The organism is Gordonia heveisoli, assembly GCF_030315745.1.
Classification (GTDB): domain Bacteria; phylum Actinomycetota; class Actinomycetes; order Mycobacteriales; family Mycobacteriaceae; genus Gordonia.
Genome location: NZ_JASXSH010000030.1, coordinates 11,680 through 30,738 on the forward strand (window position 1 = coordinate 11,680; position 19,059 = coordinate 30,738).

18 protein-coding genes are annotated in these 19,059 nt (G+C 66.7%); 4 read left to right on the forward strand and 14 right to left on the reverse strand.

Annotated elements, in window-relative coordinates:
- Positions 1-21 precede the first annotated feature (21 nt).
- From nuoK to QSJ18_RS19120, 12 genes are all read right to left on the reverse strand, one after another.
- Entirely contained in the window at positions 22-342 is a 321-nt protein-coding gene (gene nuoK, locus QSJ18_RS19065; RefSeq protein ID WP_286328226.1) for an NADH-quinone oxidoreductase subunit NuoK, read from the reverse strand.
- A complete protein-coding gene (locus QSJ18_RS19070; RefSeq protein WP_286328227.1) occupies positions 339-1,160 on the reverse strand; it encodes an NADH-quinone oxidoreductase subunit J in 822 nt (273 codons plus the stop codon). The genes nuoK and QSJ18_RS19070 overlap by 4 nt, the downstream gene beginning before the upstream one ends.
- Positions 1,157-1,708: an NADH-quinone oxidoreductase subunit NuoI gene (gene nuoI, locus QSJ18_RS19075; protein ID WP_286328228.1), complete on the reverse strand. Its 552-nt coding sequence runs from the start codon at positions 1,706-1,708 to the stop codon at positions 1,157-1,159. Before nuoI ends, QSJ18_RS19070 begins: the two co-directional genes overlap by 4 nt.
- Positions 1,701-3,044, reverse strand: coding sequence for an NADH-quinone oxidoreductase subunit NuoH (nuoH, locus tag QSJ18_RS19080; protein WP_286328229.1), 1,344 nt, complete (start codon positions 3,042-3,044; stop codon positions 1,701-1,703). Before nuoH ends, nuoI begins: the two co-directional genes overlap by 8 nt.
- Positions 3,041-5,458 (reverse strand): NADH-quinone oxidoreductase subunit G, encoded by a 2,418-nt coding sequence (locus QSJ18_RS19085; protein ID WP_286328230.1) that lies wholly within the window; start codon positions 5,456-5,458, stop codon positions 3,041-3,043. The genes nuoH and QSJ18_RS19085 overlap by 4 nt, the downstream gene beginning before the upstream one ends.
- The gene (gene nuoF / locus QSJ18_RS19090) at positions 5,455-7,503 is read right to left on the reverse strand and encodes an NADH-quinone oxidoreductase subunit NuoF (RefSeq protein WP_286328231.1); all 2,049 of its coding nucleotides are present in this window, start codon (positions 7,501-7,503) and stop codon (positions 5,455-5,457) included. The genes QSJ18_RS19085 and nuoF overlap by 4 nt, the downstream gene beginning before the upstream one ends.
- The gene (gene nuoD / locus QSJ18_RS19095; RefSeq protein ID WP_286328232.1) at positions 7,500-8,840 is read right to left on the reverse strand and encodes an NADH dehydrogenase (quinone) subunit D; all 1,341 of its coding nucleotides are present in this window, start codon (positions 8,838-8,840) and stop codon (positions 7,500-7,502) included. The genes nuoF and nuoD overlap by 4 nt, the downstream gene beginning before the upstream one ends.
- Positions 8,840-9,511, reverse strand: a complete 672-nt coding sequence (locus tag QSJ18_RS19100) for an NADH-quinone oxidoreductase subunit C (protein WP_286328233.1) — start codon at positions 9,509-9,511, stop codon at positions 8,840-8,842. The genes nuoD and QSJ18_RS19100 overlap by 1 nt, the downstream gene beginning before the upstream one ends.
- On the reverse strand, positions 9,508-10,062 hold the full coding sequence (locus tag QSJ18_RS19105) for a NuoB/complex I 20 kDa subunit family protein (RefSeq protein WP_286328234.1): 555 nt from the start codon (positions 10,060-10,062) through the stop codon (positions 9,508-9,510). Before QSJ18_RS19105 ends, QSJ18_RS19100 begins: the two co-directional genes overlap by 4 nt.
- 39 nt (positions 10,063-10,101) lie before the next feature.
- Positions 10,102-10,509, reverse strand: a complete 408-nt coding sequence (locus QSJ18_RS19110) for an NADH-quinone oxidoreductase subunit A (RefSeq protein WP_286328235.1) — start codon at positions 10,507-10,509, stop codon at positions 10,102-10,104.
- Between the two features lie 234 nt (positions 10,510-10,743).
- The gene (locus QSJ18_RS19115) at positions 10,744-11,151 is read right to left on the reverse strand and encodes a hypothetical protein (protein ID WP_286328236.1); all 408 of its coding nucleotides are present in this window, start codon (positions 11,149-11,151) and stop codon (positions 10,744-10,746) included.
- A 133-nt stretch (positions 11,152-11,284) separates the two neighbouring features.
- Entirely contained in the window at positions 11,285-12,364 is a 1,080-nt protein-coding gene (locus QSJ18_RS19120) for a D-alanine--D-alanine ligase family protein (RefSeq protein WP_286328237.1), read from the reverse strand.
- Between the two features lie 68 nt (positions 12,365-12,432).
- Here QSJ18_RS19120 and QSJ18_RS19125 point away from each other — a divergent pair, with 68 nt between their 5' ends.
- Entirely contained in the window at positions 12,433-13,752 is a 1,320-nt protein-coding gene (locus QSJ18_RS19125) for a UDP-N-acetylmuramoyl-tripeptide--D-alanyl-D-alanine ligase (RefSeq protein ID WP_286328238.1), read from the forward strand.
- A 44-nt stretch (positions 13,753-13,796) separates the two neighbouring features.
- Here the strand turns inward: QSJ18_RS19125 and QSJ18_RS19130 are convergent, their stop codons facing one another.
- Positions 13,797-14,261 carry a hypothetical protein gene (locus tag QSJ18_RS19130; RefSeq protein WP_286328239.1) on the reverse strand — a complete coding sequence of 155 codons (465 nt, stop codon included), beginning with the start codon at positions 14,259-14,261 and terminating at the stop codon, positions 13,797-13,799.
- A gap of 126 nt (positions 14,262-14,387) precedes the next feature.
- Here QSJ18_RS19130 and tgt point away from each other — a divergent pair, with 126 nt between their 5' ends.
- Positions 14,388-15,635 carry a tRNA guanosine(34) transglycosylase Tgt gene (tgt, locus tag QSJ18_RS19135; protein ID WP_286328240.1) on the forward strand — a complete coding sequence of 416 codons (1,248 nt, stop codon included), beginning with the start codon at positions 14,388-14,390 and terminating at the stop codon, positions 15,633-15,635.
- A 31-nt stretch (positions 15,636-15,666) separates the two neighbouring features.
- Here tgt and gluQRS read toward each other — a convergent pair whose 3' ends face one another.
- On the reverse strand, positions 15,667-16,596 hold the full coding sequence (gluQRS, locus tag QSJ18_RS19140; protein ID WP_286328241.1) for a tRNA glutamyl-Q(34) synthetase GluQRS: 930 nt from the start codon (positions 16,594-16,596) through the stop codon (positions 15,667-15,669).
- 132 nt (positions 16,597-16,728) lie between these two features.
- Between gluQRS and QSJ18_RS19145 the strand changes: the two genes are divergently transcribed.
- Entirely contained in the window at positions 16,729-17,781 is a 1,053-nt protein-coding gene (locus tag QSJ18_RS19145) for an ATP-dependent DNA ligase (protein ID WP_286328242.1), read from the forward strand.
- A 4-nt stretch (positions 17,782-17,785) separates the two neighbouring features.
- Positions 17,786-18,871, forward strand: a complete 1,086-nt coding sequence (locus tag QSJ18_RS19150) for a DNA polymerase domain-containing protein (protein ID WP_286328243.1) — start codon at positions 17,786-17,788, stop codon at positions 18,869-18,871.
- Positions 18,872-19,059: the final 188 nt, after the last annotated feature.

The following is a 19,059-nucleotide window of genomic DNA, read 5'->3' on the forward strand; positions in this document are numbered from 1 at the left end:
TCGTATTGCTGGGCTACCGCGTCAATGTTTGAGCAGGTCGGCGTCATCGACCGAGGCCGACCGGCGTGCCCGGAAGATGGTCATGATGATGGCCAGTCCGACCACGACCTCGGCCGCGGCGACCACCATGGTGAAGAAGGCGATCACCTGTCCGTCGACGGCCATCTGCCCGCCGCCACCGCCGCCGTGCATGCGGGCGAACGTCACGAAGGTCAGATTCGCCGCGTTCAGCATCAGCTCGACGCACATGAACACGACGATCGCGTTGCGCCGCAGCAAAACTCCCGCAGCGCCGATGGTGAAGAGCAGTGCCGCGAGATAGAGGTAGTTCTCCGGGTTCACGGGGCGTCCCCCCGCGATTGCGGCACTCGGCCCTGCTCACGCGCGAGACGTTCTCGTGCGCGGGCGATCTCGACGTCGTGGTCGCGGGTGATGAGGGTGGCGTTGACCGACGATGCGGCCGGGGTGCCATCGGGTAGGAGCGCCGGGATGTCGACCGCGTTGTGCCGCGCATACACACCGGGGGTGGGCAGCGGCGTGAGGTTGACGCCCCGACGAAAGCGTTCCTTCGACATCTCGCGCTGGCTGAGCTTGGCGCCGAAGCGCTCTCGGTGGGCGAGCACCATCGCACCCAGCGTCGCGGTGATCAGCAGCGCACCGGTCAGCTCGAAGGCCCACAGGTATCGGACGAAGATCAATTCGGCGATCCGCTCGATGTTGCCGTTGTAGCCGGTGTTCGAGGCGGCAGCCGGCCCGGGCTGGTCGACGACCACCGCCACAGATGCGGTACCGATACCGGCGATGAGCAGGATGCCGAAGCCGAGACCGACGGCGGCGGCGGCGATGCGCTGTCCCCGGAGCGTCTCGACCAGCGAGTCCGACGAGTCGACCCCGATCAGCATCAGGACGAACAGGAACAGCATCATCACCGCGCCGGTGTAGACGACAACTTGCACGACGCCGAGGAACAACGCGCCCTGGGCGACGTAGAAGACGGCCAGCACGATCATCGTGGTCGCCAGGAAGATCGCGGAGTACACGGCCTTGGTGGCGAAAACCACCCCGAGGGCGCCCAGGACGGCGACCGTCCCGAGCACCCAGAACTGCACCGCCTCACCGGTGGAGGTGCGGACGAGTTCGTCGGCCAGCAGCATCGTCATGGTGTCGTCCCGTCCGGATCCCGGCGCGGGTGTAGTCTGCCGTCGGCGCCGACTTCACCGCGGTAGTAGTTCTCCTCGGTAGAACCTGCGGCCATCGGATGCGGTGGCGGCTGTACCTGCGCCGGCATCGGGGCGAGCAACTGGTCCTTCTCATAGATCAGGTCGCCGCGATTGTCGTCGGCGAGTTCGTATTCGTTGGTCATGGTCAGAGCTCGGGTCGGGCAGGCCTCGATGCACAGGCCGCAGCCGATGCAGCGCAGATAGTTGATCTGGTACACCCGGCCGTATCTCTCACCGGGAGAGAATCTTTCCTCGTCGGTGTTGTCGGCGCCCTCCACGTAGATGGCGTCCGCTGGGCAGGCCCACGCGCACAATTCGCAGCCGATGCACTTCTCCAGGCCATCGGGGTGCCGGTTGAGCTGATGCCGACCGTGATAGCGCGGTGCGGTCGGACGTTTCTCCTCCGGGTAGGTCTCGGTGATGGTGGGGGCGAACATCCCACCGAAGGTGACGCCGAGGCCGCTGACGGGTTTGAGGAAATCAGGCATCGCTCGTCTCCTTGTCGCGGGCTGAGTGCGGCGCGGCCGGGTCGACCGCGGATACGGGAGCACCGATCACCTGGCCGGGCAGCGGCGGTACCGGGAACCCGCCGGCCATCGGATCGAATGGAGGAGGCCCGAATTCGGCTCCCTGGCTGGCGGGACCCGGCACGTCCTCGGGATCGGGGACATGCCGCATCAACCCCCAGATCGCGTAGGCGGTCAGTAGGGTGACCACCAGTCCTGCACCACCGGAGATGAGCGAGCGACTCAACTCGCTCATGTCGTCGGTGGCCGCCCGGATGACCGCCACCACCATCACCCAGGCCAGCGAGATCGGGATCAGCACCTTCCAGCCCAGATTCATGAACTGGTCGTAGCGCAGCCGCGGCAGGCTGGTCCGCAACCAGATGAAGACGAACATGAACGCCCACACCTTGATGACGAACCACAGGATCGGCCACCAGCCGCTGTCCGCCCAGTCGAAGGGGCGCAAGAAGATCGGAGGCGCCCAGCCGCCGAGGAACATGGTCGTGGCCAGCGCCGACACGGTCACCATGTTGACGTATTCGGCGAGCATGAACATCGCGAACTTCAGCGAGGAGTACTCGGTGTGGAATCCGCCGACCAGTTCGCCTTCGGCTTCGGGGAGATCGAAGGGCGCCCGGTTGGTCTCGCCGACCATCGAGATCGCGTAGATCAGGAAGGAGGGCAACAGGATCAGGACGTACCAGTGGTCGTGTTGGGCCGCGACGATCCCGGAGGTGGACATGGTGCCCGCGTCGAGGAATACCGCGGCGAAGGTGAGACCCATCGCGATCTCGTAGGAGATCACCTGCGCTGTCGACCGCAGCCCGCCGAGCAGCGGATAGGTGGAGCCCGACGACCAACCCGCCAACACGATGCCGTACACGCCGATCGACGTCACCGCCAGGACATAGAGCACGCCGACGGAGAGGTCGGTGAGCTGGAGCGGGGTGTGTCGGCCGAAGACCGAGACCGTCGGCCCGAACGGGATCACTGCAAAGGCCATGAAGGCGGGCACGACTGCGATGATCGGGGCGAGCAGGTAGATGACCTTGTCGACGCCGGTCGGGATGATTCCCTCTTTCAGGGCGAGTTTCACGCCATCGGCGAGGCTCTGCAACATGCCGTGCGGCCCGACCCGGTTGGGTCCTAGCCGGGTTTGCATGCGCGCCATGATCTTCCGTTCGAGAAGGATGGCAACGAGTACGTTGACCACCAGGAACCCGAACACGGCGATGGCCTTGAGGATGATCAGCCACAGCGGGTCGTGCCCGAAGTCGGCCAGTGTCGGGTAGTCGGTCGCCTGGAAGCTGGTCATCGTGGCACCCCGTTCGTCGGGATCTCCGGTGCGAGGGCGACGAGGTCACCGGACTGGGCGGCCAGACGCGAATAGACCGGCGAACCAGGAGAATTCGTGGGCAGCCAGACCACCCGATCGGGCATGTCGATGATCTCGGCGGGCAGCACGATGACGCCGTCGACGGTGCCCACCCGCAGAAGCTCACCCGCCCCGACTCCCGCCTCGGCGGCGGTCGCGGCGGACAGTCGTACCACCGGGGTTCGGGCGGTCCCGGCCAGATGCGGCTCGTCGTCCTGCAGGCGCCCCTGATCGATCAGCTGATGCCACGTCGCCAGGATGGCCTGCCCGGCCGCAGGCGTGCGGGTGGTCACCGAATCGGCCGCTCCGGCATCGAGGTGGGTGCGCGTCCCACTCCACGCGCCGAGATTGCCGAGATCGGTGTGGATCTGCGACGCGGTGGCACAGCGCAATTCGATGCCGAGGCGATGCGCCAGGGCGTCTAGGACCCGATGGTCGGGGAGGGTGCCGGTGTCGTCGAGCGCGGTCCCGAAGCCGCGCGGGCGTCCCTCCCAGTCGACGAAGGTGCCGCTGCGTTCGGCGACCGCCGCCACCGGGAACACCACATCGGCGAGTTCGGTGACGGTGGACCGGCGCAACTCGAGGCTGACCACGAAGGGGGCGGCATCGACCGCCGCGCGTGCCGCGGTGGGGTCGGGCAGATCGTCGAGGTCGACACCGCCGATGAGGAGCGAGAGTCCGTGGTAGTGCGCCGCATCGATGATGCCCGCGGTCGAGCGGCCCGGATGCGCGGGTAGGGTGTCGAGGTTCCATGCGGCGGCCAGTTCGGCGCGGGCCGACGGATCGGTCACCGGGCGACCGCCGGGAAGCAGATTGGGTAGCGCGCCGACCTCGATGGCGCCTCGCTCCCCCGCGCGGCGCGGAATCCAGGCGAGTTTCGCCCCGGTGCGGGCGGCGAGCTCATACGCCGCCGACAGCCCGCCCGGCGATCCGGCGAGGCGCTCACCGGCCAGGATCACCGAACCCGGTGCTGAGATGGCCTCGGCCACCGCCGGTTCGGTGAGCAACGCGGCCTCGGTCCCGGGCACGGCGGTCATCAGGGCCGCCGACAGCTTGGACGATCCGCGGGAGGCGAACGGGGCCAGTGTGTAGACGCGCTGACCGGCGGTGCGGACCGCCCGGCGCAGACGCAGGAAGATGATCGGCGATTCTTCCTCGGGTTCGAATGCGACGAGCAGGACGGCCGGTGCCGCCGACAGATCGTCGTAGGTGACGTCGAGGTCGTGACCGGCGACCGCAGTCGCCAGGAAGTCCTGCTCCTCGGTGCTGTGCGGACGGGCCCGCATGTCGATGTCGTTGGTGCCCAGTACGGCCCGCGCGAATCGGGAGTAGGCGTAGGCGTCTTCGACGGTGAGCCGACCGCCGGTGAGCACCCCGACACCCCGGTCGGCGGCGGCCAGTCCGGTCGCCGCGGCGTCGAGTGCCTGCGCCCACGACACCGCACGCAGGCTGCCGTCGGCGTCGCGCAGCAGTGGGGTGGTCAGCCGGTCGGCGGAGGTGGCGTAATTGAAAGCCCACCGGCCCTTGTCGCAGTTCCACTCCGCATTGACCTGTGGATCGTCGCCGGCCAGGCGGCGCAGGACCTTTCCGCGCCGATGGTCGGTGCGCAGGGCGCATCCGTCGGCGCAGTGTTCACACACCGACGGCGTCGACTGCAGATCGAAAGGCCGTGCGCGGAAGCGATAGTCGGTGCTGGTCAGCGCGCCCACCGGGCAGATCTGCACGGTGTTGCCGGAGAAATAGGAATCGAACGGCTCATCCTGGTAGATGCTGACCTGTTGCAGCGCACCGCGGTCGGCGAACTCGATCAGCGAATCCCCGGCCACCTGGGTGGCGAAGCGGGTGCAGCGGGCGCAGAGGACGCACCGTTCGCGATCGAGCAGGATCTCCGACGACAGCGGCACCGGCTTGGTGAATGTTCGTTTGACACCGGTGAAGCGGGAGTCGGACCGACCCGACGACATCGCCTGGTTCTGGAGCGGGCATTCGCCACCCTTGTCGCAGACCGGGCAGTCCAGTGGATGGTTGATGAGCAGAAGTTCCATCACGCCGCGCTGGGCGTCGGCGGCCACCGCCGAGCTGCGTTGGGTGTGGACGATCATCCCGTCGGTGACCGTCGTCGTACAAGAGGCGAGCGGCTTGCGCTGGCCTTCGACCTCGACCAGGCACTGACGGCAGGCACCCACCGGGTCGAGCAGTGGGTGGTCGCAGAACCTGGGGATGGTGACACCGATCTGTTCGGCCGCTCGGATGATCAACGTACCCTTGGGAACCCGTAGGTCTCGGCCATCGATGGTGACGCCGACGAGGTTGTCGGTTTCGGTGGTGGCGTCGTCGCCGTGGGTGAGGGTCATCGCTCACCTCCGCCGAGGACCGTCGATTGTGAGTGATCGAAGGGGCAGCCGTGGTCGAGGTGGGCCAGATACTCGTCGCGGAAGTACTTGAGCGATGAGGAGATCGGGCTGCCCGCACCATCGCCGAGAGCACAGAAGGACTTGCCGACGATGCTGTTGGTGATGTCCGCCAGCGTCTCGAGGTCGGTTTCGGTGCCGCCGGAGCGTTCGAGGCGGTCGTAGAGCTGGACCAGCCAGTAGGTGCCCTCCCGGCAGGGTGTGCATTTGCCGCAGGATTCGTGGGCGTAGAACCGGGTCCAGCGGGCGACCGCGCCGACCACGCAGGTCGTCTCGTCGAAGATCTGTAAAGCCTTGGTTCCCAGCATGGATCCGGCCTCGCCGACACCCTCGTAGTCGAGCGGCACGTCAAGGTGTTCGGGGGTGAGTAGCGGCGTGGAGGATCCGCCGGGCGTCCAGAACTTGAGCTGATGGCCGGCGCGGACACCCCCGGCACGCTCGAGCAACTCGCGCAGGGTGATTCCGAGGGCGGCCTCGTACTGTCCGGGCTGCTGTACATGTCCCGACAGCGAGTAGATGGTGAACCCGGGTGACTTCTCGGTGCCCATGGTGCGGAACCAATCGACCCCGTTACGGATGATCGACGGGACGCTGGCGATGGATTCGACGTTGTTCACGACGGTCGGACTCGCATACAGGCCGGCGACCGCAGGAAAGGGCGGCCGCAGCCGGGGCTGCCCGCGGCGTCCCTCCAGCGAGTCGAGCAGTGCGGTTTCCTCACCGCAGATGTAAGCGCCCGCGCCGGCGTGGACGACGAGGTCGAGATCGAATCCGGAGCCGAGGATGTCGCGGCCCAGATAGCCTGCCGTATAGGCTTCCTCGACCGCGGTGCGGAGCCGGCGGATCACCGACGCCACCTCGCCGCGAACATAGATGAAAGCATGTCGGGCACGGATGGCGTAGGCAGCGATGATCGCCCCCTCGACCAAGGTGTGCGGGGTGGCCAGCATCAGCGGGATGTCCTTGCAGGTGCCGGGTTCGGATTCGTCGGCGTTGACGACCAGATAGTGCGGCGGGGCGCCGGGGTCCTCGGATTGCGGGATGAACGACCACTTCATGCCGACCGGGAATCCGGCGCCACCACGTCCGCGCAGCCCCGAGTCCTTCACCATGGCGATCAGATCGTCGGGTGGGGTCCGCAGCGCGGTATGCAAGGCCCGATACCCGTTGTCGCGCAGGTAGTTGTCCAACGTCCACGACTCGGGTTCCTGCCAGCGCCTGCTGAGGACGGGGATCGTCTCGGGTTCCCCTTCGTGACGCTCGCCTCCGTCGTCGGCGGGCTCCGCACGGGGCAGGTGGTGACGAAGGGCGGGCTCCTCGTCGGGGGATGCGAGTCCGGCGAGCGCGCGGGCGGTGTCGCGGAAGGAACACAGCCGGGTGCCACGGCTCGGAGACGTCGGCACCCCCGCCCGCAGGTCCTCGACGAGTTCGACGGTGGCGTCCGGGGTTTGATTGTCGAAGAACTCCCAGTTGACCATCACGACCGGGGCGAAGTCGCAGGCGGCATTGCATTCGACGTGTTCGACGGTGATGCGACCGTCGGCGGTCGTCTCGCCCGGGGCGATACCGAGGTGATCGCACAGGGTGGCCAGGATGTCGTCGCCGCCGAGTGTGGCGCAGAGGGTGTTGGTGCACACGCCGACGAGGTACTCACCGGTCGGCGACCGCCGGTACATGCTGTAGAAGGTCGCGACCGAAGCCACCTGCGCAACAGTCAATTCGAGCTGTTCGGCACAGAACCGGACGCCTGCCCGGGTGATGAATCCGTCTTCGGACTGCACCAGATGGAGCAGGGGCAGCAGGGCGGAGCGGGACTGCGGGTACCGGGCGATGATCGGCGCGGCCTGCCCGGCGAGACGGTCGGTCACCTCGGCCGGGTAGACGGCCGCACCGCCGAAGCTGATGGTGGGCACCGGTTCCGGTACCGGGTGGGCCGGGTCGTCGGGAGGCGGCGCCGTCCCCAGGTCGACGAAGACAGGGTCACTCATCGGTCCACCCCTCCCATCACCGGGTCGATGCTGGCGACCGCGGTGATCACGTCGGCGACCATGCCGCCTTCGCACATCGCCGCCACCGCCTGCAGATTCGTGAACGACGGATCGCGGTAGTGCACTCGGTACGGACGGGTGCCACCGTCGCTGACCATGTGCACGCCGAGTTCGCCGCGAGGCGACTCGACCGCGACGTAGCATTGTCCGGCCGGAACCCGCATCCCCTCGGTGACCAATTTGAAGTGATGGATCAGTGCCTCCATCGACGTGCCCATGATCTTCGCGATGTGCTCGGGGGAGTTGCCCAGGCCGTCGGGTCCGAGAGCGAGGTCGGCGGGCCAGGCGATCTTGCGGTCGGCCACCATCACCGGTCCGGGCCGGAGCCGGTCGAGACACTGGGTGACGATCTTGATCGACTCGCGCATCTCCCGGACCCGGATCAGGTAGCGGCCGTAGGAATCGCAGGTGCGTTCGGTGATGACGTCGAAATCGTAGGTGTCGTAGCCGCAGTAGGGATCGGTCTTGCGGAGGTCGTGCGGCAATCCGGTGGATCGCAGCACCGGTCCGGTGATGCCCAGGGCGACACAGCCGGTGAGGTCGAGGTAGCCGACGCCCTGGGTGCGTGCCTTCCAGATGTAGTTGTCGTTCAACAGATCTTCGAGGTCGGCCAGCCGCGACGGTAGTAGGTCGATCACCTGCGCCACCCGGTCGGGGGCGTCGGCCGGTAGATCCTGGGCGACCCCGCCGGGCCGGATGTAGGCATGATTCATCCGCAGCCCGGTGATCAGTTCGAACAGGTCGAGGATCAATTCACGCTCGCGGAAGCCGAGGAACATCGCGGTGACGGCCCCGAGTTCCATACCGCCGGTGGCCAGCGCGACGAGATGCGAGGAGATTCGGTTGAGTTCCATCAGCATGACCCGGATGATGGTGGCGCGTTCGGGGATGTCGTCGGTGATCCCGAGCAGTTTCTCTACGCCAAGGCAGTAGGCGGTCTCGTTGAAGAACGGCGAGAGGTAGTCCATCCGGGTCACGAAGGTGACACCCTGCATCCAGTTGCGGTATTCGAGATTCTTCTCGATTCCGGTGTGCAGGTAGCCGATTCCGCAGCGGGCCTCGGTGACGGTCTCACCCTCGATCTCGAGGATCAGCCGAAGCACGCCGTGTGTGGATGGGTGCTGCGGACCCATGTTCACCACGATGCGCTCATCCCCGGGCTGACGTTCGGCGCGGCTGCGCACATCCGACACGATCTCGTCCCAGTCCCGACCCGTCACCGTGTAGGTGCGTGTGGCTCGAGGCTGGTGGGTAGGTCCGATACTCGTGTCGGTCATCAGCGGTAGGACCTCCTCCGATCGGGCGGCGCCACGCGGACTCCCTTGTACTCCACCGGAACTCCGCCCAGCGGGTAATCCTTGCGTTGCGGGTGACCATGCCAGTCGTCGGGCATCTCGATCCGCGTCAGCGCACGATGTCCATCGAAGATGATCCCGAAGAAGTCGTAGGTCTCGCGTTCATGCCAGTCGTTGGTCGGGTAGATGTCGCAGAGACTGGGGATGTGCGGATCGGCGTCCGGAACGGCGACTTCCAGCCGGAGGCGACGACCGTGGGTGAGGGAGCAGAGCGGGTAGACGGCGTGCAGTTCACGCTCGGTGTCGTCAGGATAGTGAACCCCGTTGACGCCCAAGCACATCTCGAATCGGAGGTCGGGATGATTGCGGAGCGTCAGCGCGACTTCCCGGAGATGGGTGCGCGTCACCCCGAAGGTGAGCTCGTCGCGGAAGACGACCACCTTCTCCACCGCGGCGTCGTAGGTGTCGCCGAGTTCGATGGCGAGGGTGTCGGCGACCTCGTCGAAGTAGCCGCCGTAGGGACGGGATGAACTCGGCGGCAAGGTGACCGGCGCGACGAGGCCACCGTAGCCGGAGGTGTCACCACTACCCAGCGCACCGAACAGGCCGTGCTGCAGTCCGATCACCTCGGGATCCGGTTCGGAGTCGCTCATCGCAGCAACCCCTTCATCTCCAGTGTCGGGGTGGCCTGCAATGCGGCGCGTTCGGCGGCCCAGATGGCCTCCTCGCGGTTGACGCCGAGCGGCATCTCCTGGATCTTCTCGTGCAATTTGAGGATCGCGTTCAGCAGCATCTCCGGGCGGGGTGGACAACCGGGCAGGTAGATGTCGACGGGCACCACATGGTCGACGCCCTGCACGATCGCGTAGTTGTTGAACATTCCGCCGGACGAGGCGCAGACACCCATGGCGAGAACCCATTTCGGCTCGACCATCTGGTCGTAGATCTGTCGGAGGACCGGGGCCATCTTCTGGCTGACCCGGCCCGCGACGATCATCAGGTCCGCTTGGCGGGGTGATGCGCGGAAGGCCTCCATCCCGAACCGGGCGAGGTCGTAGCGGCCGGAGGTGGTCGACATCATCTCGATCGCACAGCAGGCCAGGCCGAAGGTGGCGGGCCACAGGGAACCCTTGCGCATGAATCCGGCGAGCTCTTCCACCGTGCTCAGCAGGAAACCGCTGGGGAGTTTCTCCTCGATTCCCATTGCATGCCTCCTCTCAATGCTGTTGTTTACCTGCGGTGTTCAGTCCCAACTCAATCCGCCACGCCGCCACTCGTAGGCGTAGGCGACCGAGACGTTGACGACGAACAACCCCATGGCCAGCAGTCCGAACCAGCCCAACTGGTCGAACGCGACCGCCCACGGGTACAGGAAGACGATTTCGATATCGAAGATGATGAACAGCATCGCGGTCAGGTAGTACTTGACCGGCACTCGGTGGACCTGGCCCATCACGACCGCGCCCGCACCTCGGCGTCGGGTGCCGGAGGCGACCAGGCTCTGCTCGACCGGCTCGATCCCGCATTCGTAGGGTTCGAGTTTGGCGCGGTTGTACCGTTTCGGGCCGACGGCGACGGCGATGAACACCGAGAAGATCGCAAAGGCCGCACCGATCGCGCCGAGCACCATGATGGGTACATAGGCGTTCATAGGCGGACGGCCTCTCCTGGCTCGGTTCCCCCGATCTGGAGCCACACAATCCGATGACAATCGGGGCTGATGTGAGCTGTGACACAAGCCTACAAGCGGCGGTGGGTCGAATGTGAGGTTTCGGGCCTACGGCGTTTCGGCGGCCGAGACGGGCGCATCTCCTGCGGGCTCGATCGAGCTGACCAGTACAGCTGATCCGTCAGATGTTGCGGTTCTGCCAGGTCAGTGGCGGTTCTACAGGTCGGCGGCGCGGACCATGTCGACGAAGGTCGCCGGTAAGGCGATCGGATCGATCGGGTGGGTGGACCAGGCGTCGGCCCGGGACCAGTCGGCGAGCCAGCGGTCGTCGGCCCGGCCGAGCAACACCAGCGTCGTCGGGCAGGGATCGAGTTCGTCCTTCATCTGTTTCGCGATGCCGAGCCCGCCGGTCGGGGTGGCCTCGCCGTCGGCGATCACGACATCGACCGAACCGGCGTCGAGCTGGATGAAGACCATCGGCGCGGTCGCGACCTCCAGGAAACTGAGCACCGGGAGGTCGGGGTCCGGGCGAGTGCCGAGCGCCGTGATCACCTGTTTACGAATCTCGGCATCATCGGAATAGACCAGGACGCGAAGCGCGTGCGGCTGGGGATCCTGGGTCACGAGGATGATCGTACGTCAACGATTGTGCGGGCTCGCGCAGGTCGGGTAAGCCTGCGTCGGGCAACCCTCGGCCGTGAATGGCGGCGGCGGTGGGGGTTTCACCATGGTGAGTTCGGGAGTGCGGCGGTGGGGCTCAGTGCTCGATCGAGAAGCCGACCCGGCGCTGATGCACGGTGAGAGCCAACGCGACGAGCTGGTCGATGAGGTCGGGGTAGCTGATCCCGGTCGCCTCCCAGAGCTTCGGGTACATCGACCCGGGGGTGAATCCGGGGATGGTGTTCACCTCGTTCAGTAGCCAGCCGCGTCCGTCCTCCTCGTAGAAGAAGTCGACGCGGGCCATACCCGAGCACCGCATCGCGGTGAAGGTCCGGGCGGCCAGCTCACGCACCTGCGCCTGCGCCTCCGCAGGCAGGGCGGCCGGGATGACGAGCTTCGCGGCACCGGTGACGTACTTGTCCTCGTAGTCGTAGAACTCGCTGCCCGGTTCGATCTCGCCGGGCACCGAGGTGTCCGGCGCGGTGTCGCCGAGGACGGCGACCTCGACCTCGCGACCGGTGACGGTTTCCTCGAGGACGACGACGTTGTCATAGCGCAGGGCGAGGTTGATGGCCTGGTCGAGTTCGGCGGCGTCGTGCGCCTTGGTGATGCCCACCGAGGAACCGAGGTTGGCGGGTTTGACGAAGATCGGCAGCCCCAACTCGTCGACGGCGCGATCGACGATGGTCTCCGGGTCGTCGACGCCGTCGCGGAACTCGATCCACCGGCACTGCGGGATGCCGGCCTGTGCGGTCACGATCTTGGCCATGGCCTTGTCCATGCACACCGCCGACGACAACACCCCGGACCCGACATAGGGCAGCCGGAAGAGTTCGAGCATGCCCTGGACGGTGCCGTCCTCGCCGTGCGGGCCGTGGAGCAGCGGGAGCACCACGGTGATGGCGTCGTTCTCGGCCGCGCCACGAAGTTCGGCGAGCGGTGCCACCACGGTGCCTTCGACCTCCAGCGCGTCGGGCATCGGCGTGCCGTCGGCGAGCGCGGCGATGGCCTTGTCGTTGCGGCGCCAGGTGCCGTCCTTGGCGATGCCGATCGGCACCAGCTCATATTTCGTCTGATCGGCCGCGGCCAGGACATGCGCAGCGGTTACCCGGGAGACGTCATGTTCGGCGGATGCGCCGCCGAAGAGGACGACCAGACGAAGGAGAGGTGAGGCCATGGGTGTCACGATACGGCCCCCGCGGTGGACGTTCACGGCCTGGGGCAGCCGTCGGCTAGCGTGGATTTGTGCATATCAGGGCTAGTGACATCGCGACGGCGGTGGGCGGACGGCTGGTCGGCGACGATGTCGTCGTCACCGGGGCGAGTATCGATTCGCGCGGGGTGGACAACGGTCAGCTGTTCGTGCCGATCGTGGCCGCGCGCGACGGCCACGACTTCATCCCGGCGGCGTTGGCCGCAGGCGCGGCCGCCTATCTGACGTCCCGGCCGGACCCAGACGGTTCCGGCTCGGCCGCCGCGATCGTCGTCGACGACACTGCGCTGGCCCTGGCCGACCTCGGTCGTGCGGTGCGTCGCCGGCTGCCCGATCGGGTCGTCGGGGTGACCGGGTCGGTCGGCAAGACCTCCACCAAGGATCTGCTCGCCGGGGTGCTGGCCACCTCGTTCACCACTACGGCGAGTGAGAAGTCGTTCAACAACGAGCTCGGATTGCCGCTGACCCTGGTCAACGCCGACGACGAGACCGAGGCGGTCGTGCTGGAGATGGGCGCGCGCGGCGTCGGGCACATCGAACTGCTGTGTTCCATCGGACAGCCCACCGTCGGCGTGATCACCCGCGTCGAGGGCGTGCATCTGGAATTGTTCGGCGACCTGGCTGCGGTGGCACAGGCGAAGGGTGAACTCGTCGAGTCGCTGCCTGCGGCGGGACTGGCCGTCCTCAACGCCGACGACGAGCTGGTGGCGGCGATGGCCACCAGAACCGCCGCCCGCACTCTGACCTATGGATTGACGCCGTCCGCCGACGTCTACGCCTCGGAGGTGGTCCTCGACGATCAGCTGCGTGCCTCCTTCCGGTTGCACACGCCGTGGGGTGAGGCCGACGTCGCGCTGGGCGCCCGGGGTGAGCATCAGGTGCCGAACGCGTTGGCCGCGGCCGCGGTCGGCGGTGGGCTGGACGTGTCGGTGGATCGCATCGCGGCCGGCCTGCTCGGCGCCGAGCTGTCGGGGATGCGGATGGAGATGAGTACCGGTGCGTCGGGTGTGCGCATCATCAACGACGCCTACAACGCCAACCCGACGTCGATGGCGGCCGCGCTGCGGTCGCTGGCATTGCTCGACGCGCGTCGTCGGGTCGCGGTGCTGGGCACGATGGCCGAACTCGGCGCCGACTCCGATGCCGCGCACGCCGACATCGCGGCGCAGGCACGGGAGCTGGGGATCGAGGTCATCGCGGTCGCGGAACCGGCTTACGGTCCGCAGGTCGTCCACGTCGCCGATGTCGATGCCGCGACCGCTGCGGTACGTGACCTCGCCGACGGCGACGCCGTGCTGGTCAAGGGCAGTCGGGTGGCCGCACTGGAACGGATCGCGGGCGCGCTCGCCTGACTCCTCGGTCGACCACCGATCGGCAAGCTGCGGGGTTCGGCGAGCTACGGCGTGAAGCCGACGACCTGCTGGCCCTTCACACAGGCGGCGAGGATACCTTCGAGCTCCGACGGTCCGCAGGTCCACCCGGACACCGACTGCTGTTTGCCGGTGACGATCTTCGGGCCGTACTCCTTGCCGAGCTCCTTGGCGTCGGCGCAGGTCACGCCGCCGGCGAGGACCAGGATGCGCAGCGCGCCGTCGGGGCCGGGAATCTGGCCGCAGGTCTGTCCGGCACCCTCGTCCTCGGTGGACACCGATTCGGCGGCGGTGGTGCTCCTGGGCTTGGGGCCGCCGACCACCGGCGGGCTGGTCGAGGGACGGTCCTCGCTCGCCGGTGCGCTCACGGCGTTCGATGCCGTCGATGAGTCTGCTGTGACATCCCGCTCGGAGCCACACCCGACCAGGGACAATCCGGCCGCCCCGACGGCCAGGGTGAGGATTCCGCGAGCAATGAGTGTGCGCGACATGGCTCCACGGTAGTCACCCGTGACCGTGGGTTGGCTGAGAGGATCTGCGCTTCGCCCGGTGAGGGTCGGAGGTCGCCACGGGTGTGCCGTTTGGGTCTGCCGACGCCGACCTGGGAGGATGCTGCGGTGAGCAGCACCACCAGCACCACCACCTTCGCCGTCGGCACGACCTTGCCCGGTACGCGCGCCCGCACCGGGACGATCAGCACGCCGCACGGCGACATCGCGACGCCTGCGTTCATCCCGGTCGGCACCAAGGCGACGGTGAAGACCGTGCTGCCCGAGTCGGTCGGCGCGCTCGGTGCCCAGGCGGTGCTCGCCAACGCCTACCACCTCTATCTCCAACCGGGGCCGGAGGTGCTCGACGAGGCCGGCGGACTGGGCAAGTTCATGAACTGGTCGGGCCCCACCTATACCGACAGCGGTGGCTTCCAGGTCATGTCGCTGGGTGCCGGGTTCAAGAAGGTCATCTCGATGGAGGCCACCGACGCCCCCGATGACGACAAGATCGCCGAGGGCCGGGAACGGCTGTCGCACGTCGACGATGACGGTGTCACCTTCAAATCCCATCTCGACGGGTCGCGGCACCGCTTCACGCCCGAGGTGTCGATGCAGATCCAGCATCAACTCGGCGCCGACATCATCTTCGCCTTCGACGAACTCACCACACTGATGAACACCCGCGGCTATCAGGTGAATTCGCTGGAACGGACTCGACTCTGGGCGATCCGCTGCCTGGCCGAACACAACCGCCTCAGCATCGAACGCAGCCATCGTCCGCAGCAGTCGCTGTGGGGGGTCATTCAGGGCGCACAGTATGAAGATCTGCGACGCAAGGCTTCTCGGGACTTCGTCGAACTCGACCGGATCGACCGCGAGAACGGCGGCAAGGGATTCGGTGGATACGGGATCGGCGGTGCGCTGGAGAAGCAGAATCTGGGCACCATCGTCGGATGGGTCAACGACGAACTGCCCGAGGACACGCCGAAACATCTCCTCGGTATCAGCGAGCCCAACGACATTTTCACCGCCATCGAGAACGGTATCGACACCTTCGACTGTGTGTCGCCGACCCGAGTCGCCCGCAACGGCGCCATCTATTCGCTCGACGGCCGCTACAACGTCACCAATGCCCGTTACCGCAAGGACTTCGGGCCACTCGACCCGGAGATCGAGAACTACACCTCCCAGTATTCGCGGGCGTACCTGCACCACCTGTTCAAGGCGAAGGAAGGCCTGGCCGCGACGCTGGCCACCTTGCACAACGTCTCGTTCATCGTGACGCTGGTGGACCGGGCACGGCAGGCGATCGCCGACGGCAACTACGTCGAGTACCGCGACGAATTCCTGCGCCGGTACTACGCGAAAGCCTGACGCGGTCGACGTCCAAGGCCCAAGGCCGGCGTCACTCGACCCATTCCTCGGGGGTCAGGACCCACGGATCGCGGGGCAGGACGTCCGGGTCGAAGCGCCGCAGCAGAAGATCGGGATCGACATACTCGTCGCGCGTCGCGAGGCCGAGTGAGGCGGCCATATGTGAGAGGACCGTCGTCGGCGAAACACCGTCGGCGGAGAGGTCTCCGAGCGTCACCGCACCGTCCCGTTTGGACAGTCGGATCCCGTTGCCGTTGAGGACCATCGGCACGTGCGCGTACACCGGCGGGGTGGCACCGAGAAGGGTGGCCAGCCAGGCCTGGCGCGGTGCCGACGACAGCAGGTCGTCGCCGCGGACCACCTGATCGATGCCCTGCGCGGCATCGTCGACGACGACGGCAAGGTTGTAGGCGGGGGTGCCGTCGTTGCGTTGGATGACGAAGTCGTCGACCATCCCGGTGTACTCACCGTGCAGCAGGTCGGTGACGGTGAACGCCGTGGTGTCGGCCCGGATCCGAACTGCGGGCGGTCGGCCCGACTCCCGGCGTTCGGCGCGCTGCGCGTCGGTGAGGTCGCGACACGTACCCGGGTAGGCGCCCTGTGGGGCATGCGGCGCCGACGGGGCGTCGAGGATCTCGCGTCGCGTGCAGAAGCATTCGAAGGTGCGGCCCTCGTCGCGCAACTCGGTGACAACGTCCCGATAGTGTTCGAGTCGGTGGGATTGGTAGACGACCGGTGGATCCCAATCGACGCCGACGGCGGTGAGGTCGGCGATCTGGCCGGCGTCGGCGCCGACGGCGGTGCGGTCGAGATCCTCCATGCGCAGCAGGAACAGCCGGTCGGTACTGCGGGCGAACAACCACGCCAGCAACGCGGTACGGAGATTCCCGACATGCAGCTCCCCCGACGGTGACGGTGCGAACCGGCCGGCCGGGGAACTCGGGGGCGGGACGAAGGACATTTCGACGAGCCTACCGGCCGATTCCGGGGGTCACCGATGAGTTCGGGTTCGGACCGAAGTCTGCCTGTCCGTGGCGCGCCCCGCGCCGCATGGTCGTTGCGTTCGCAACCCGAGATGAGGACGATGATGGACGTGGAACTCCCGGTCATGCCACCGATTGCGCCGATGCTCGCCAAGGCAGTCGCCGCCATCCCGCCGCAACCAGACGGTGCGCCGGTGTGGTCGTATGAACCGAAATGGGATGGCTTCCGGGCCTTGTTGTTCCGCGACGGGGATGAGGTGACCATCGGGTCGCGCGGCGGCAAAGACCTGGCCCGCTACTTTCCGGAGATCGTCGCCGCGGCCAAGGACGAACTGCCCGACAAGGTCGTGCTCGACGGCGAGATCGGTGTCCCGGCGCTCATCGGCGACACGCACCGGTTGGACTGGGATTCGCTCAGCCAGCGGATTCATCCGGCGGCGTCGCGGGTGGCGATGCTCGCCGAGAAGACGCCCGCGGTGTTCATCGGCTTCGACGCGTTGGCGCTCGACTCGGCAAGCGTGCTGGCCGAACCCTTCGAGGTTCGACGGCAGGCGTTGCTGCGGGCGGTCGGGGCCGGTGCCCGGGATCGTCGATTCCATGTCAGCCGCGTCACCACCGACCCCGACATCGCACAGGACTGGTTCGCCAACTTCGAGGGCGCGGGTCTCGACGGCGTGGTCGGGAAACGTCTGGACGGCGTCTATGTCGAGGGCAAACGCGAGATGGTCAAGATCAAACACAAGCGCAGCGCCGACTGCGTGGTCATCGGATACCGCATCCACAAGAGCGGCAACGGTGTCGGTTCGATGCTGCTCGGACTGTTCACCGACGACGGCGACCTGCACATGGTCGGCGGTTCGAGTGCCTTCTCCGACGCCAAACGCATCGAACTACAAGCGCAATTCGAGCCGATGCGGCTCGATCCGGACAATCCGGCATCCGGTGAGCCGACCCGCTGGCGGTCGGAGAAGTCTGGGGAGTGGATCCCGATCCGTCCGGAGCTGGTCGCCGAATTCGCCTACGACCAGATGGAGAACCATCGGTTCCGGCACACCGTCAAGTTCATGCGCTGGCGTCCCGACCGCGAACCGACCAGCTGTGGGTACGGCCAGCTCGACGTCCCGCTCACCTACGATCTGCACGACGTGCTGGAAGGGGCCTGAGTAGATGGCATCCCGATCACCCGCCGAGGAACTCGACGTCGACGGTATCGCGGTCCGGCTGAGCAATCCGGACAAGGTCTACTTTCCCGAGCTCGGTGAGAACGGCGGGCGGAAACGGGATCTGGTCGGCTACTACCGCACCATGGCGTTGCCCACCGATGATGGAACCGACGGGCCGATCATGAGGGCCCTGCGCGATCGACCGACCTTCTTGCAGCGCTTCCCCGACGGGATCGAGGGGGACGAGATCTACCAGAAGCACATCGCCAAGAAGCGTCCCGAGCATGTGCAGTCGACGCGAATCGTGTTCCCGTCCAAGAGGACCGGTGACGCCATCAAACCGACGGTGCCCGCGGACGTCGTATGGGGCGCCAACCTCGGCACCGTCACCTTCCACTCGTGGCCGACCATCGATCCGGACAACGATCACCCCGATCAGTTGCGGATCGACCTCGATCCGCAGCCGGGCACCGACTTCGACGACGTGCGCCGCGTCGCCATCGACGGATTGCGACCGTTGTTGAGCGAGTTGGGATTCACCGGCTTCGTCAAGACCTCCGGTGGCCGGGGTATCCACGTATATGTGCCGATCGAACCGCGCTGGGATTTCATCGCCACCCGCCGTGCGGTTATCGCGATTGCCCGCGAACTCGAACGACGCGACCCCGACGCGGTGACCACCTCGTGGTGGAAAGAAGAACGGGGAGAACGGATATTCATCGATTTCAACCAGAATGCGCGGGACCGTACGATGGCTTCGCCCTACTCAGCTCGGCGCAGTGCTCGTGCCCGGGTATCGACGCCGGTGACCTGGGACGAACTCGCCGACGTGAACCCCGACGACTGCACGATCGCCTCCGTGCCCGGTCTGGTCGCCGAGCGCGGGGACCCGTGGTCCGACATTGCCGACCACCGTCGGGGAATCGAGAACCTTCTGGAGATGGTGGCCGCCGACGATGCGAATGGGCTCGGCGACATGCCCTATCCGCCCAGCTATCCCAAGATGCCCGGCGAACCGCCGCGGGTGCAGCCGAGCAAGAAGGTCGCCGATCATTGGGATGAGAGTGGCAATCGAGTGGAGAAGAGCTGAGCCGCACACTTTCTCTCTAACGGCGCAAAACCACCACAAATGGACAGAACCACCGGTTTCAAACCGGTGGTTCTGTCCATTTGTGGTGGTTCTGCCGGGTGATCTCCAGCGACGCGTCGGCTGCCCAGTCGGCGAAGGACTGCCATCCGATGTCGGGGAAGCGTCGATGCAGCGCGGCGAGGTCGAAC